This is a genomic window from Pedobacter rhizosphaerae (assembly GCF_900111155.1).
Classification (GTDB): Bacteria; Bacteroidota; Bacteroidia; order Sphingobacteriales; family Sphingobacteriaceae; genus Pedobacter; species Pedobacter rhizosphaerae.
Genome location: NZ_FOGG01000007.1, coordinates 77,171 through 92,932, shown reverse-complemented (window position 1 = coordinate 92,932; position 15,762 = coordinate 77,171). Strand labels below are relative to the sequence as shown.

Below are 15,762 nucleotides of genomic sequence, written 5' to 3'. Positions count from 1 at the left end.
GTAATCATTTGCTCAAGAATATCCACAATCGACTCCAATTTGGAGAGTAATATTCAAGATACTGTTGGTGTGGATCATGAGATTATTGTCATTAATAACGAAAATAATCAGTATTCAATAACTCAGGCTTATAACATTGGGGTGAGTAAAGCAAAATTTGAAATTGTTTGCTTTATGCATGATGACATTACCTACAATAGCAAAAATTGGGGAAGAAAGGTCATTTCACATTTCAAAAACCCAAAAGTTGGGGCTATTGCAGTTGCAGGAAGCCCATTTCATTCATTTTTTCCTGGTTCCTGGTTTAGTTCTAAAATTTTAAATATTTATTTACTTCAAGGAGATAAGAATAAAGATAAATTATCATATATAAATCAGATTAATCAAATTACTGAGTCTAATGAAATAGTTTCTTTTGATGGATGTTGGTTTTGCGTAAGAAAAAAGATGTTTAGTAAAATACGATTTGATGAAGTCAATTTCAAAGGTTTTCACTTTTACGATGCCGACCTTGCTTTACAAATTTATAGAACAGGTATGAAAGTTATTACTGTTAATGACATATTAATATCCCATTTCTCTGGAGGCTCAATGAACTTAGACTATATCAAACATTCAATGCTATTTCATCAAAAATGGAAAAGGGAATTACCGGTATATGCACATATTATTCCACGGCAGATCAAGATTAAAGCTGAGTTTACTACATTGGAAGAATTTATCTGGATATGTTCAAAAAATCATACTTTAAATAAAAAAACATGGAAGAAAGTTTTACTGATGGTTCTAGAAAGGCACTACTTCCATATCAAAACCCCCTATTATATTTTCAAATCTTTAAAGAAGATATTATACTAGAATGCTGTTAACAATTGACGTTGTAATATTAAGTAATGCAAAAAACAAAACCTTAACAGATTTAACTATAGCCACGGTAAATTCTCTATTATCCAGTAACAAAACTTCGCAAATTAATTTCAATATAGTTGTTATAGAGTCTAACAAAGCCATAGCTCCATATCAGTTTCCTAACACTACAACTTTATATCCAACAGAAGATTTTGGTTTCAATAAGTTTTTAAATATTGGCATCAAACATACGCATGGCCAATATGTGTGTTTAGCCAATAACGATTTAATATTTAGTAATGGCTGGGCAGAAAGTTTACTCGAAGAGTTTGAAAAGGATCAAACACTATATTCTGCAAATGCATTCTGCGAAAATTTCGATTATCGTGAAGAAGTCAGAAATGGCCCGAATGTAATGAGCAATATAGAATATCCAAACACATTTGGTATTCTTACAGGTTGGTTCATTTTTGTAAGAAGAGATATTTTTAACATTATTGGCGAACTAGATGAAAAATTTAAATTCTGGTATGCTGATAACGATTACGAACTAACACTAAAAAAATATGAAGTGAAACATGCGCTAATCAAATCGTCAAGGGTTTTACACATTGGCAATCAATCGCATGAGATATTGGACGACAAAAGAAATGAAATGACCTATGCTCAAAGGAAGGTCTTTGAAAATAAATGGGGGTACAAAAACAGATTCCATAGATGGGCAGATAAGCTCATAAAAAGGATATTCCGATAGATAAATGACCTCTATTATCACATGCTCCGTTAATCCTGAATATTTAAAAGAATTTTCAACAAGTATAGCTGGGACAACCACTCTTCCTTATGAAATTATCTCCATTGACAATAGAGATAACAAATATAGCATATGTGAAGCCTACAATATTGGTGCAAAACAAAGTAAATACCAAAACCTGTGTTTTATACATGAAGATATCAGGTTACTAACCTCTGGCTGGGATGAAAATTTAGCATTACATTTAAAGAGTAAAAAGGTATCTCTAGTGGGGATTTTGGGTAATACAGTCAAGACTAAATACGCATCTGGGGTTTATTCAAGCGTTACAGAGACCAATAGAATAAACCAAATTCAATGTTTTAAAGATGGTTCAAAACTTCATTATTATCATAACCCAGATCAGGAAGATGAGAGTGAAGTGGCCACGCTGGATGGGATGTTCCTAGCTACGACAAAAAATAATTGGCAGAAACAGCCTTTTGACGAACAGAATTTAAAGGGTTTTCATGGTTACGACATTGATTTCAGTTTGGCAATGGGCAAATTAGGAAAGGTTGTTGTTGTGTATGACATACTATTGGAGCACCTGAGTTCGGGGGGAAATACACTGGAATGGCTTAAAAATCAACTTATTGTGATTGAAAAATGGCAAAATGAATTGCCAGTTATTAGCAATAGTACCCACGAAGAATTATTAAATGCGAGAGAAATTGATGACATCAATCAACTAGCAAACACATTGATTAAATTAAAAAAACACACAGGCATTTGCTATCGTTATGTCCTAAAGTTATTTATTAAAAGGCCTTTTCATCGCGCTAATTTATCTATCCTAAAAAGATTATTAACTCCATAATAGAGTGATTAAGTATATTCTTTCATCATCATTAGATTACCAGAAACTGATTTGTAGAGATGCGGGTCCAGGTTATGCAGAAGCAATGGGTTGGGATATTTATACAGACAAAACTCATACTCTATTTTCAAGCGATCACCTATACGTTATTGACAACAGAATCTCGCTAGCCGAATGTGAACAATTCACAAAAATTATCTCCAATAATTCAGACATACAATTTATCGTAAAAATTGTAGACCCCTACTTCGAACATAAAAATCATTACTACTATCAATGGCTAAAGCAAATTGTCCAAAATAAAAATGTTAGGCTATTAACCGTTTATGAACCAAAGGAGTTTACCGCATACCTTTGTAAATATTTAGCTCAACCGATTATACATGTCCCCTACGCTTATTTAAAAACTCAGGAGTTAGCCCTTAACCACTTTAGTAAACGTAAGAACAAAATATTAATCAGCGGTGCTGTTAACTCAACTATCTATCCTGTAAGGAATTCCATCTGGTCGGCAAGTAGACGTTCGATAAGCCGTTTTTTTTATGATACACTAAAGCACCCTGGTTATGCCGAAATTGGTAACAAAAGCAGACAACATAACGTTATTGGCGATGAATATGTAAAATACCTCGCTAAATATAAATTCATGTTATTGTGTGGTTCCAGATGCAAAATAGAATTATTAAAGTTTCAGGAATGTGCTTATGCAGGCTGCTTACCTTTTGGAGAAGCTCCTACAAGCCTTCAGGAAATATCAGGAATTTTTAAGCTTCCAAAAGTTTCGGAACTCACTTTTGATACAACAAAAATAATTTTCAACTGGCTTCAAAGTGATTACGAGCACGATATAAATACTATAAGAAACTACTTAAGCACAAATAGAGATCCCCAAAAACTCTCTAAAGCATTATTAAATCATTTCTAAATGATCAAGCTGAATACCCACTTTGATAAAATTTATTGTATTAGTTTAGAGAAAAGAAACGAGCGTAGAGAAAAATTTAAATCCAATTATAAATATTTAGGCACAGATAATATTACTGTCTTTAATGCTGTAGATGGTAATAATCTGGACGATAAAGAATGGCAGTTTTCGAAAGGAGCGCTCGGTTGTCGAATGAGCCATTTATCAATTTATTCTGAGGCTATAAAAAAAGGGTATAAAAAAATTTTAGTTCTCGAAGATGACGTTATCATCAAAAAGCAATTTATTTCAGATTTAAATGAGGTCATTTCGCTAGTTGGAGATGACTATGACATGATTTATTTTGGAGGATTCAACTTTTTAGAGCCCAAACCAGTTACAAGCCATATCTTGCGATTGCAAAACACATTGGCTCTTCATGCCGTTGCAATTAACTCCCGATGCTTATCTACGCTGATCAGAAAAATAGAAGAAGATAAAAGATCCGTAGACTCTGTAATTGCTGAATTACATCCTCAACTTAAAGTTTATGGCTTTACTAAAGCTTCCGCTGTTCAGAGAAAAGGATACAGTGACATCTTAAATAAAAATGTAAACTATACCGGTACATTTCTGGGGAAATTTTACCTAAAAATAAGTCAATTTATCAAAAAACTGATTTGAAAATCCTCTTCATCCTTCCCGAATATTATCCTCATTCTGGTGGTGGCATATCTACGTATTACCTTCACTATATCGAAGCGCTAAAACCTTATGTACAGGAAATAAAAGTAATTGTAGGTAGTGGATATACCCAATCAGAAGAAGAGCATGATTTAAATGGAATAAGTATAGAATACCTAAAACCCAAACTATATCAAAATCAACTGGAAAAATTCAGCAAGTTTGATTTAATTCCAGAATATAAAAAAAATATTGCTGCGGCCTGGGCTATGTGGGAACAGACAAATCGAGGAGAGGGATTCGACATTATAGAGTGTACAGATTTTGGACTGGGCTTTATTCCATGGATAGTTAACCATCAAAAACCTGTAATCGCCAGATTACATGGCAGCGCAGGACAAATTGAAATGTCTGAACCCCATCTTAAAGAGGGCTTATTAGGTGATTTGTTTAGACATACCGAATTAAATTTACTCCAACATGCAGATCAGTTAATTACCCATAGTACGGCTAATCAACTTTTCTGGAAAAATATACTTCAGCAAGATATCACCTTAATTTCTCCAGTCTTTTCAACCAAAACGGATTCCATTTCATTTGAAGAAAAAGAGCCTTTTGGAGTGGTTTGCGCGCGAATACAGCAATGGAAAGGACCAGATATTTTATGTAAAGCCCTAAAAGTATTGGGCGATGAAAATATTTTGATCAAATGGTATGGAAAGGATACTAATTATGATCATCAGAACTCCAAATCAACGCAGCTTAAAGCAGAATTTCCAACAATTTGGGGAACGAAAATAGCTCCATACAAGCCTATTCAGTATAAAGATTTGCATACAATTCAGAAGAATGCAAAATTTGCTGTCATCCCTTCTACCTGGGATATGTACAATTTTACCGGATTAGAGTATCTAAATGCAGGGACAGCGTTAATTTGTTCTGATGGAGCAGGTGTTTCAGAAATCATTGAAGATGGTGTAAATGGGTTCAAATATAGCAAAGATGACTACCATGCCTTAGCAGACTGTATTCGAAAAGTACAATCTCTAAGTAAAACCGAACACGATAGAATTGTGATGAATGCCAGGCAAACGCTGAATAGCAAATTATGCCCTTTAGCATTGATTAAAGTAAATTTATTAGAATATAAAAAAGCGAGCACCCAATTTACTCCAACCATTGCCAACGATTATCAAATGGCATTATTTGAACCTTCCGAAATAAAGTATCAGTTAGATGAGCTTCTGGATAAACAACCTTTAAAGAAATTAATTACCTACGTAATTAAAAGAATCAGGAAGAAAATATGAGTTCAATTGCTTTATGTATTCCTGCCTTTAATGCTGCCTGGTGCTTGCCACGCCTATTAGAGTCGGCAAATAATCAATCAATCCCTTTTAATGAGATATTAGTTTATGACGATTGCAGTACAGATAATACCCGGGAAGTAGCAGTAAAATATGGTGCAAAGGTAATTACTGGTCGAGTCAATAAAGGATGTGCCTTTGGCAAAAATCAATTGGCTGCTGTAGCACAATCTGACTGGTTACATTTTCATGATGCAGATGATGAGCTATTACCTAATTTTACCCAGGTGGCACATAAATGGATAAATAGTGAATCTGCCCCAGATATTATTCTTTTAAATTATAACTACATAGATTTCAATTCAAATGAACCTATTGGAAGTGCTAATTTTAACCGCAATGACTTGTTAGATGACACTTCCAAATTCGTAATTGTTAATAAAATAGTCAACTTTGCCATTTGTAAAAAATTAAGCTTCCTTTCCATTGGAGGGTTTAACCAAAATACAGAAGTTTTATATAATGAGGATCGGGCATTTTATACACGGGCCTTACTCCATCAATTACGATTTGATTACGAACCAATTATTACCTGCATTAATTACAGATATGCTCAAAGTATGTCGGCCTCAAATATGTTAAAATGTGCCCAGGCGTATTACCATGTTAGCGTTGAGCTAGCAAATGCATTGGGCCATCGTTACCCTACAGAAATAGCAGAGTGCTTTTGGAAAAATGCACAACTATCTGCTCAATATAAAGATTGGACTTTAACCAGAAAAAATATTATTGGGGCCAGGAAGTTGCAAAGTAAGGCTCCTGCATCAGGGAACAAGTTTTTTAACCTGATCTGTACTTTTTTCCCAATGTTTGCACATCAACTTAGGGAGTTTAACATCAGGTTATTAAAACCACAACTTCGCAGTGAGCAATAATCCTTTAGTTTCTATTTGTATACCTTGTTATAATGCTGCACTTTATATCAATAAAACGATAGAAAGTATCATTAAACAAACCTACCCGAATATAGAAATTATCATTGTAGATGATGGTTCTACTGACAATAGTGTTTTATTGATCTTAAAACAGATAGAAACATCGCATATTAGCATAAATTTAATTAAGCAGGAAAATAAAGGGCAGTGTTATGCCGCAAACGTTGCCTTCAAAAGTGCTAAGGGCGAATATATTAAGTTTCTGGATGCTGATGACTTAATTAACGAAACTCATATTGAGTTACAGGTATTGGCACTTGAAAAGACTAAAAATTGTATTGCCGCGGGTCAAGTTAAAAGATTCTACAATAACAACATCGAAAATTCTCTGGAAGAAAAATTGGCAAACTGGGCAAATTTAACCCCTATAGATTGGTTACTTATAGATAACGGAAAAGGGTTAGGAATGATGCAATGTGCCATGTTTTTAATACCAAGGTCTATTTTAGATAAAACTGGCTTATGGAATGAGGCCCTTTCCTTGATCAACGATTTTGAATTTTTCCCGCGAGTTTTGTTAGCCGCCGATGAAATTCTGTTCACAGAAGAAGCTAAAGTATATTATCGAAGTGGTACTTTAAATTCTCTATCGAACATCTTAAGTGTAAAAGCATTAAAATCAGCCTTCGAGGCACTTAGACTTACCACAGCTAAAATACTAGCTATTGAAGACTCAGAAAGATCTCGGCAAGTATTAGGCAATTATTGGTCTTTATGGGCCTATCATTTTTATCCTAAAACTCAGGATCTTTTTGAGGAAGCAAACAATCAAATAATTACACTTACAGGAAAGAAGTTCAAACCTAATCATAGTGGTTTCAGTCAAACAATAGCCTTTATTCTAGGCTGGAAACTAACAAAAAGATTAAAGGATTTTCAGATTAAACAATGACCAGCAATCCTTTAATTTCCATTTGTATACCCTGCTATAATGCAGAAAAATACATTTCAGAAACCCTCGATTGTTTTTTAAGGCAAACATATCAACATTTTGAACTTATCGTTGCGAATGATCATTCATCGGATGATAGCTTAAAAATATTGAAAAACTATGAACACTTAGATAACCGAATAAAAATAATCGACCTGGAAAAGAACAGGGGTGCGGCGGCGGCCAGAAACAGTGCATTTAATATCAGTTCGGGTCTGTATGTTATTTTTTTTGACAGTGATGATTTAGTGAGTGATAACTATTTGGAAACTCAACTAGAACTGGCAAAAATAAATCCTCAATCAATCATTGCTTGTGAACTTAAGGAGTTTTATAACAACGATATTAATAATACGAGAGAAAATCCATCTGCAGTTAGGCAAACCTTACCTCCTATCGATTGGTTAATGGCCGATAATGCTAAAGGCTTAAACCTTACCCAATGTGGCATGTTCCTTATTCCTAGAGAAATGATCGAAAAATCTGGATTATGGACTGAAAAGCTCTCCTTAATTGATGATTTTGATTTTTTCCCCCGATTGCTGTTAAAGGCTGAGCTGATTATTTATAATCCAAATACTACCACTTTTTACAGACGTGATGTAAATAGCTCTCTATCAAATTTTGCAGGTCCAAAAGCTTTAAAATCTGCTTTTGAGGCATTATGCGCAACTACAACATTGCTATTAACACAGGAGAATAGTTCACGGGTTAAATTGGCATTAGCTAATTATTGGAGGGGCTGGGTCTATCACTTTTATGGTAGTAATATGAGTTTTTACCAGTACGGCATTAATCAAGTAAAGGTCCTTACCGGGAAAAAGTACACTCCAAATAATAGCGGAATTACGGGTATCTTAGATAAGATTATAGGTTGGAAACTCACCAAAAAGTTAAAAAATAGAATTAATGCAAGATAAGTTACGCATTGCAATAGTTGCAGATCCCTATATCCCCATTCCCCCCACTGGATATGGTGGCATTGAGCGGATCATCGATTTCTTAATTAATCATTTATTGGAAGAAGGCCATGAAGTCATTCTCGTCGCTCATCATGATTCGACTGCGCCAGTTCCAATTATTCCGTTTTCAGATCAAGGCAGTAAGCTAAAACATATATACAATACCATAACCATCAGCAAACTGAGAAAATTCAAACCTGATATCATCCATAATTTCGGCCGTTTAGCTTACCTCCTTCCCTTCTTAAGATCGAGCACACCCAAAATTATGTCTTACCAAAGAGAGCCTACTCTAGCTCAGATTAAAAAGGCCGTAAGCCTGAGTAAAAAAAATACATTGAGTTTTACCGGATGCAGCAATTATATTTCCAACCAGATTAAGCCCATAGCTGATGTCGTAACCATTTACAATGGCTTTCCAATCAAAACCTACAATCCTAATTTCGAAGTCGATGAGGATGCACCATTGGTATTTTTAGGAAGATTAGAACATATAAAAGGGGTCCACGTTGCTATTGAGGTGGCATTAAAAAGTAATAAGAAGCTCATCATTGCAGGTAATATCCCAGATGGTGAATTAAAATATTTTAAAGATCACATTGAACCCCAACTCTCAGAAAAAATCCAATATGTGGGGAGTGTAAATGATCAGCAAAAAAACAACCTGCTAAGAAATGCCTCGGCTTTGCTAATGCCTATTCTTTGGAATGAACCTTTCGGAATTGTGATGGTTGAAGCTATGGCTTGCGGAACACCTGTAATCGGATTAAAAAGGGGATCAGTACCGGAGGTAATACAAGAAAATATTACTGGTTTTATCTGCAACACTGCGGAAGAAATGGTTAATCAGGTAGATAGAATAAAATCACTACCCAGAGCAAAAGTTTACCAAACTGCATTGCAACAATTCAATAGCAAACAAATAGTAGATCAGTACATCAATTTGTATCTAAAAAAACTTCATCAACCAACATGCTAGCACAGTTAATTCCAAAAGCAATAAAAGACTATTTAAAGGAAAAACTTGGTGTTCCTGATATGTTCAGTAGTTTTAAAAACATGAAAAAGCTTGGCTTTGCTCCCCGGTTTATATTAGATATAGGTGCCTACGAGGGAAATTGGTCAAAAGAAATAAACAAAATCTTTCCTTCAGCAGATATTCTGATGATAGAGGGTCAAACGGAGAAGGAGCCTATCTTGGAAAGCGTATGTAAATCTGTACCCCAATTTGCTTACCAAATCGCATTATTGGGGGCTACGCAACAGGAAGTTATATTTAATAAGTATGAAACTGCGAGTTCTGTTCTAAGCGAAAATAATATTACAAACGCTGAAATTGAAACCAGGAAATTAACAACGCTGGATACTATAATGGCTCAAAAGCCTATTGAAGGTTCTGTTTTATTAAAAATCGATACGCAAGGCTATGAGTTAGAAATACTTAAAGGCGCAGTCCAGTTACTTCAAAAAGCTGACGTAGTGCTATTGGAAGTTTCCTTGCTCAACATTTACATCAATAGCCCATTGGTGGATGAGGTAATGGTTTTCATGAAAGAAAAAGGTTTTTATCTATACGACATTTGTTCTATGATTCGAAGGCCATTAGATGGTGCCTTGTATCAATCAGATTTTATTTTTGTGACTAAAAACTTCCTGAATAGAAGTAGCACGAAGTGGATCGTATAAAGCACATTGTTTTAATTACATCTGGCCAGCCTACAACTAATCCAAGGTTAGTAAAAGAGGCTGACAGCCTGGTTAAAGCAGGTTATAAGGTGACTGTAATTTACCAATACCTGAGTAAATGGGCTACAGATAAAGACAAAGCTTTACTAGAAAATAGCGAGTGGCGGGCAGTAGAATCGGGAGGAAACCCAACTACCACAAAGAGGCTTTATCATATTACCAGACTCATTCATAAGTTTGCTTACCTGTTTGCAAAAAAGGTAAGTCTAAGATCTGGAATAGCAGAACTAGCTATTGGAAGATGCTATTTTTCACTTTTAAAGTCTGCCATCTCCATCAAGGCTGATCTTTATATTGCCCACAACCTTGCAGCCTTACCTATAGCAGTAAAGGCTGCCAAAAGAAATAAGGCAAAGGTTGGGTTTGATGCAGAAGATTTTCACAGATATGAATTATCAAACTTATTAACCGACTTTGACGTACGCCTTAAAACTTACATCGAAGACAAATACATCCCCCAGGTAAATTATTTAACCAGCTCTAGCCCTGAGATATCAAAAAAGTACACTCAAATTTTCAGGAAGGAAGTCCCGGTAATCCTCAATGTATTTCCCAAAACGGATCAATCTGCTCTGACTAATTCCGAAAGGCCCCTAAAATTATTTTGGTTCTCGCAAACAATAGGCCCAAACCGGGGCATAGAAACCATTATTGAAGCATTAAACTTATTTCATTTTCCATTTGAGTTGCACTTATTAGGTAATGAGCAGCCAGGATTCCTGGCCAGCTGTTACACAAAGGCAATCTTTAGCCATAGTCAAATCTATATCCATAAACCAATTGTTCAATCGGATATCAGCCATTTTTCAAGTAATTTTGACATCGGCCTAGCTACCGAAACAGGTTTTTCTATCAATAATGAACTTGCGCTAAGCAATAAAATTTTCACCTATATCCAATCTGGTTTAGCAATTATCGCCAGTGACACTGTTGCTCAAGAATACCTGCTTAATGAACATCCTAATATAGGTTTGTTATTCAGGAAAAAAAATGTGATATCACTACTCAAGGCTTTTGAAAAGTACCATGACAATAGAATTCTTTTGAACAAGCATAAAACAAACAGCTTTGAACTTGGCCAACAAGCGTTAAACTGGAATGTAGAACAGCAGAAATTCTTATCAATCATTAAACTTACCTTAAAGGATTGAAAAAGCTCTTGATTATTTCGCCACACTTTGCCCCGAAAAATGCGGCGGATATGCATCGGGTAAGATTAAGCTTACCTTATTACGAAGAAAATGGTTGGTTACCTACCGTAGTATGTGTAGATCATCGTTACTACGAGATGGTAGATGACCCCTTAATGCTCGAAAGTATTCCAAAACATATAAAAATCCACTTGGTAAAAGCTTTTCCTAAAAAATGGACAAGCAAAGTGGGTTTGGGTAGCCTTGCCTTGAGGTCATATTTCTTCTACAAGAGATATGTAGACCAATTGTTAAAAAAGGAACACTTCGATCTTATCTTTTTCTCTACAACAGAGTTTCCTCTCTGTGCTTTAGGTAGCCATTGGAAAAGAAAATTTAATATACCCTATATTATTGATATGCAAGATCCCTGGCATACTGAGTATTATCAAAATAAACCAAAGGCAGAGCGCCCACCAAAATATTGGTTTTCGTATAGATTAAATAAATATCTCGAGCCTATCGCTATGGCTGCTGTTAGCGGGATAATAAGTGTATCGGACGAATATATAAAAGTACTAGTGCACCGATATCCCGAAGTAAAGAAAATCCCGGTGGCTGTGATCACTTTTCCTGCAGCAGTTAAAGATTTAGAAATAGCAGAAGCAAATAAAAAAACCCTCGCTACTCCTTTGCTAACCGATAATTCTATAAACCTGGTATATGTGGGCCGTGGAGGGCACGATCTTAAACAAGCTGCGATGCTTTTATTTAATGCCTTTAGCTCCCGTTTAGCTGAAAGACCTGATTTATTTAGCTCCATTAAGTTTTATTTTATTGGCACCAGCTATGCACCAAAGGGAACAGGCCTATCAACCATTAAACCTATAGCAGATACCATTGGAATATCGGAATATGTTCACGAACAAACAGATAGAATTCCTTATTTTGAGACTTTATCTTATCTGAATAATGCAGATGGGCTGATTATACTAGGCTCAGATGATCCAGGTTATACGGCAAGCAAAATATATCCCTATATTCTCTCTAAGAAACCTCTTTTGGCCATTTTTAATCTTAAAAGTAGTGCTGCTACTATTATCCGTGATTGTAATGCTGGTAGTCTTGCAAATATTTCGGATAATAATCAATCTGAAGCTGTGGTTTCAGATTTTCTGGACAGTATAGTCCAGCAATCCAACATAAGTAGTCAAACAAACTGGGAAAATTTTTCTGCCTACTCCGCCAAGTCGCTTACTCAAGAACAATGTGTTTTATTTAATCAGGCAGTCAGTTGAAACAAGCTAGTATAGCAAAAAACGATAGAATTATTGCCTTGGATGGCTTTCGGGCATTAGCAGCAATTGGCGTATTGTACATTCATTGTTGGTCTTCATTTGGAAATCCTCAAATTAATTTGTTTGGCATTGATTTTTCAAAAATTCTGGCAATTGGTGGTAACGGTGTAGACCTCTTCTTTGTCATTAGCGGCTTTATCATGTATACCAATTATGGAACTAAGTCTTTTTCTGTAAAGAAATTCTTAATAAAAAGATGGGTAAGGTTATCTCCCGCATTCTATGTTGCCTCTGTTCTATACATATTAATGGCATACTTAAAGAATAAAGATTTTCCGATAGTGGAAAGTGCTTTTACCAGTATTTTTTATCTCAATAATATTTTAAGTAAATACAATAGTGCTGGTTTATTTTGGACTTTAAGTCTGGAATGGCAATACTATTTGCTATTTCCTATTTTTACTTTCTTTCAGAACTTAAAAAATTTCAGAACCGCTTTCCTATTGTTTTCAGGTATTTTCATAATCATTCCCTTAATAGTTACTTTTTTTCTTCCATCAAGTACCTCACTTTTCACAGATCAAATTATATTCAGGTTTTTTGAATTTGCATTTGGGATGTTGGCTGGAAGATTATTTATGAATGACCAAAAGCAGAAAAATATAAATATGTTATTAATTTTTCCACTGTTATTTATAGTATATGCTGGTCGCTTTCTCATTTCTAAAAACATTTTAGATTTGTTCCTAACCTATGGAAGTGTTTTTAAATGGTTGGGGTTTTCTATTATGGGCCTGGGATTTGCAGCAATACTCTATTGGGGCTTGCATCAGAAATGGTTATCTAATTTTTTCAAATTTACGGGGCTGGCTTATCTTGGAAAGTTATCTTATAGCTTTTATTTATGGCATGGTTTGGCTATCATTTTTATAGCCCAATATTTTGCAAGCTATCCTTCCTATCCCATTGTCCAGGTATTTTCTACATTTACAACATCGCTTTTAATATTATTTCCTATATCTTTTATCAGTTACCATTATCTGGAAAAGCCATTTTTAAGAAGCAAGAAATGAAGAAAAGGCTAGCCATCATTATTACCCACCCTATCCAGTATTTTTCTCCTGTTTTTAAAACACTTGCACAGCATTGCGAACTGCATGTTTTTTATACCTGGGGTAGCGCTGCGGAAGGACAAAAATTTGATCAGGATTTCCAAAAAGAGATTGCATGGGATATTCCGCTTTTGGAAGGCTATTCATATACATTTTTAAATAATGTAGCAAAAGATCCCGGATCACACCAATTTTTGGGTATCCAGAATCCAGATATTATTGATAAAATCAATACCTTTTCTCCTCATGCCATACTCGTTTACGGTTGGGCGTATAAAAGCCATTTAAAAGTCCTTCGTCATTATAAAGGAAAAATTCCGGTATGGTTCCGGGGAGACTCTACCCTTCTGAATGATATGTCTTTATGGAAAAAGACGTTAAGAAAAATATTTCTTCGGCAGATTTATAAAAATATTGATAAGGCATTTTACGTAGGTACAGCAAGCAAAGCATATTTTTTGGAGTATGGGCTTAAAGAAAGTCAGCTTGTATTTGCTCCACATGCTGTAGACAATAATCGTTTTGCTGAAGATAAAAGTTACCAGGCTACTTCGCTTCGAAAGGAACTTGGAATTCTGGAGGATGCAATTTTGATTTTATTTGCAGGGAAATTCGAGCCCAGAAAAAATCCCCAACTGTTACTTGATGCCTTTATAGAGGCCAACAATAAGGATGTGCATTTGTTATTGGTCGGTAACGGGCCACTTGAAAATCAACTGAAAACAGCGGTTAATGATCTGATGTTGAAAAATAATACAATTGGAGAACGCATCCATTTCTTAGATTTTCAAAATCAAAGTGAAATGCCTGTTTGTTATCAGGCAAGCGATCTATTCTGCTTACCTTCACAAAGCGAAACCTGGGGTTTAGCAGTTAACGAAGCCATGGCTGCAGGTAAAGCTATTATAGTTTCAAATCAGGTGGGCTGCGCTGCAGATTTAATTAAAAATACAGAGAATGGTTACATTTTTAAGGATAAAGCCCAGCTAACTTTACAATTAAAGCAAATAACTTCAAATAAAAACATGCTCCCTAACATGGGAGGCGCATCCCGTAAAATCATTAAAGAATGGTCATTTGAGACGCAAGTAACCTCATTTATGAATGAACTTGAACGTTTACCGCATGCCTAAAAGGATTTTAGTTTTCTGTGGTGGACACATCATTGCCGGAGTAGAAATTGTCACTCTTGCCTATCTTGAAGCGTTAAAAGATCTTGGAGTAGAAATTTATTGCATTACCAATGCCTGGGGAAATGGGGAGTTTAATGAGCGCCTAGAATCCTTAAATATACCCTACTCCAGTATAAAGCTTGGTTTTATCTATCCAAAAAACATCAGATGGTCCTTAGATACACTGTGGCATTTTCCCCCTGCCTTAAGACATATAAAAAAAATTATTAGTCAATTTAGGCCTGATGTATGCTACCATACCTCTTTCAGAACCATTTTTATGGTTGGTGCCTTTGTTAGAACTAAGCACATTTATCATGCACATGATTATATTACGCCAAGTAAATATAATAAGTTGATTTTTAAGTTTATTCAAAATAAAATTATCCAATTTATAGCTGTCTCTAACACTGTTGCCAGAAATTTGATCCAATGCGGAGTAAATCCTGAAAAAATACAAACCTTATACAATGGTATACTGCCGAAAGACCAAACGAATATCACTCGTAATTTTGAAATATTAAAAATAGGAATAGTTGGACAAGTGTCTGCTCATAAAGGACACGAGTTATTATTTTCTGCTTTAGCAGAACTGAAAAAAGACAATAGTATTAAGTTTGAACTGAAAATTTTTGGAGTAGGTGATGACTTTTACAAAAATAAACTCCAAAACATCTCCAAGAATATAGGAATTGAAACTTACATTACATGGATAGGATTTAAAGCTAATTTAGATGAAATCTATCAAGATCTAAATGTAATAGTTGTTCCTACTATATCTTCAGAACCCTTTGGAATGGTTATAATTGAAGCAGGAATCAGAAACGTTTTAGTACTGGCAACCAATTCAGGTGGGCCTGCTGAAATTATTGAAGATCAGCATACTGGTTTATTATTTCAATCTGGCAACGTAAATGATTTAAAAGATAAACTAAGATTAATAGCAGATAACCCAACAAAAAATAGCTACTACACCGAGAATAATTACCAGAAAATTATTAGCGATTTCAACATCAAAACACAGGCATTCAAACTATTGCAAATCATATACAATTAAAA

At 34.9% G+C, this 15,762-nt stretch carries 16 protein-coding genes; all 16 read left to right on the top strand.

What is annotated here, in order from left to right:
* Positions 1–39: 39 nt before the first annotated feature.
* Genes BMX11_RS07600 through BMX11_RS07525 form a run of 16 tightly spaced genes read left to right on the top strand, consistent with a single transcriptional unit; the run spans position 40 to position 15,760 of the window.
* On the top strand, positions 40–858 hold the full coding sequence (locus BMX11_RS07600; RefSeq protein WP_245738607.1) for a glycosyltransferase: 819 nt from the start codon (positions 40–42) through the stop codon (positions 856–858).
* A gap of 1 nt (position 859) precedes the next feature.
* Positions 860–1,603 carry a glycosyltransferase family 2 protein gene (locus BMX11_RS07595; RefSeq protein WP_090883098.1) on the top strand — a complete coding sequence of 248 codons (744 nt, stop codon included), beginning with the start codon at positions 860–862 and terminating at the stop codon, positions 1,601–1,603.
* A 4-nt stretch (positions 1,604–1,607) separates the two neighbouring features.
* Positions 1,608–2,462, top strand: a complete 855-nt coding sequence (locus BMX11_RS07590; RefSeq protein WP_090883096.1) for a glycosyltransferase — start codon at positions 1,608–1,610, stop codon at positions 2,460–2,462.
* Between the two features lie 4 nt (positions 2,463–2,466).
* Positions 2,467–3,387 (top strand): hypothetical protein, encoded by a 921-nt coding sequence (locus tag BMX11_RS07585; protein WP_139180145.1) that lies wholly within the window; start codon positions 2,467–2,469, stop codon positions 3,385–3,387.
* Positions 3,388–4,050 carry a glycosyltransferase family 25 protein gene (locus BMX11_RS07580; protein WP_090883092.1) on the top strand — a complete coding sequence of 221 codons (663 nt, stop codon included), beginning with the start codon at positions 3,388–3,390 and terminating at the stop codon, positions 4,048–4,050.
* Positions 4,047–5,360 (top strand): glycosyltransferase family 4 protein, encoded by a 1,314-nt coding sequence (locus tag BMX11_RS07575; RefSeq protein WP_090883090.1) that lies wholly within the window; start codon positions 4,047–4,049, stop codon positions 5,358–5,360. The genes BMX11_RS07580 and BMX11_RS07575 overlap by 4 nt, the downstream gene beginning before the upstream one ends.
* Complete coding sequence (locus BMX11_RS07570; RefSeq protein WP_090883088.1) at positions 5,357–6,292, top strand: glycosyltransferase family 2 protein; 936 nt, start codon at positions 5,357–5,359, stop codon at positions 6,290–6,292. Before BMX11_RS07575 ends, BMX11_RS07570 begins: the two co-directional genes overlap by 4 nt.
* Positions 6,282–7,244: a glycosyltransferase family 2 protein gene (locus BMX11_RS07565; RefSeq protein ID WP_090883086.1), complete on the top strand. Its 963-nt coding sequence runs from the start codon at positions 6,282–6,284 to the stop codon at positions 7,242–7,244. The genes BMX11_RS07570 and BMX11_RS07565 overlap by 11 nt, the downstream gene beginning before the upstream one ends.
* A complete protein-coding gene (locus BMX11_RS07560; protein ID WP_090883083.1) occupies positions 7,241–8,203 on the top strand; it encodes a glycosyltransferase family 2 protein in 963 nt (320 codons plus the stop codon). Before BMX11_RS07565 ends, BMX11_RS07560 begins: the two co-directional genes overlap by 4 nt.
* Positions 8,193–9,224, top strand: coding sequence for a glycosyltransferase family 4 protein (locus BMX11_RS07555; RefSeq protein ID WP_090883081.1), 1,032 nt, complete (start codon positions 8,193–8,195; stop codon positions 9,222–9,224). The genes BMX11_RS07560 and BMX11_RS07555 overlap by 11 nt, the downstream gene beginning before the upstream one ends.
* Positions 9,218–9,931: an FkbM family methyltransferase gene (locus tag BMX11_RS07550; protein WP_090883079.1), complete on the top strand. Its 714-nt coding sequence runs from the start codon at positions 9,218–9,220 to the stop codon at positions 9,929–9,931. Before BMX11_RS07555 ends, BMX11_RS07550 begins: the two co-directional genes overlap by 7 nt.
* The gene (locus BMX11_RS07545; protein ID WP_090883077.1) at positions 9,919–11,142 is read left to right on the top strand and encodes a glycosyltransferase family protein; all 1,224 of its coding nucleotides are present in this window, start codon (positions 9,919–9,921) and stop codon (positions 11,140–11,142) included. The genes BMX11_RS07550 and BMX11_RS07545 overlap by 13 nt, the downstream gene beginning before the upstream one ends.
* On the top strand, positions 11,139–12,419 hold the full coding sequence (locus tag BMX11_RS07540) for a glycosyltransferase (RefSeq protein WP_090883075.1): 1,281 nt from the start codon (positions 11,139–11,141) through the stop codon (positions 12,417–12,419). The genes BMX11_RS07545 and BMX11_RS07540 overlap by 4 nt, the downstream gene beginning before the upstream one ends.
* Positions 12,416–13,492, top strand: coding sequence for an acyltransferase family protein (locus BMX11_RS07535; protein WP_090883074.1), 1,077 nt, complete (start codon positions 12,416–12,418; stop codon positions 13,490–13,492). The genes BMX11_RS07540 and BMX11_RS07535 overlap by 4 nt, the downstream gene beginning before the upstream one ends.
* Positions 13,489–14,664, top strand: a complete 1,176-nt coding sequence (locus BMX11_RS07530) for a glycosyltransferase family 4 protein (RefSeq protein WP_090883071.1) — start codon at positions 13,489–13,491, stop codon at positions 14,662–14,664. Before BMX11_RS07535 ends, BMX11_RS07530 begins: the two co-directional genes overlap by 4 nt.
* The gene (locus tag BMX11_RS07525; RefSeq protein WP_175474503.1) at positions 14,657–15,760 is read left to right on the top strand and encodes a glycosyltransferase; all 1,104 of its coding nucleotides are present in this window, start codon (positions 14,657–14,659) and stop codon (positions 15,758–15,760) included. Before BMX11_RS07530 ends, BMX11_RS07525 begins: the two co-directional genes overlap by 8 nt.
* Positions 15,761–15,762: the final 2 nt, after the last annotated feature.

Excerpts from the sequence above, each read along its gene's own strand:
- BMX11_RS07595 (WP_090883098.1), top strand. The coding sequence starts at position 860 with ATGCTGTTAACAATTGACGTTGTAATATTAAGTAATGCAAAAAACAAA.
- BMX11_RS07590 (WP_090883096.1), top strand. The coding sequence starts at position 1,608 with ATGACCTCTATTATCACATGCTCCGTTAATCCTGAATATTTAAAAGAA.
- BMX11_RS07580 (WP_090883092.1), top strand. The coding sequence starts at position 3,388 with ATGATCAAGCTGAATACCCACTTTGATAAAATTTATTGTATTAGTTTA.
- BMX11_RS07570 (WP_090883088.1), top strand. The coding sequence starts at position 5,357 with ATGAGTTCAATTGCTTTATGTATTCCTGCCTTTAATGCTGCCTGGTGC.
- BMX11_RS07560 (WP_090883083.1), top strand. The coding sequence starts at position 7,241 with ATGACCAGCAATCCTTTAATTTCCATTTGTATACCCTGCTATAATGCA.
- BMX11_RS07555 (WP_090883081.1), top strand. The coding sequence starts at position 8,193 with ATGCAAGATAAGTTACGCATTGCAATAGTTGCAGATCCCTATATCCCC.
- BMX11_RS07550 (WP_090883079.1), top strand. The coding sequence starts at position 9,218 with ATGCTAGCACAGTTAATTCCAAAAGCAATAAAAGACTATTTAAAGGAA.
- BMX11_RS07530 (WP_090883071.1), top strand. The coding sequence starts at position 13,489 with ATGAAGAAAAGGCTAGCCATCATTATTACCCACCCTATCCAGTATTTT.
- BMX11_RS07525 (WP_175474503.1), top strand. The coding sequence starts at position 14,657 with ATGCCTAAAAGGATTTTAGTTTTCTGTGGTGGACACATCATTGCCGGA.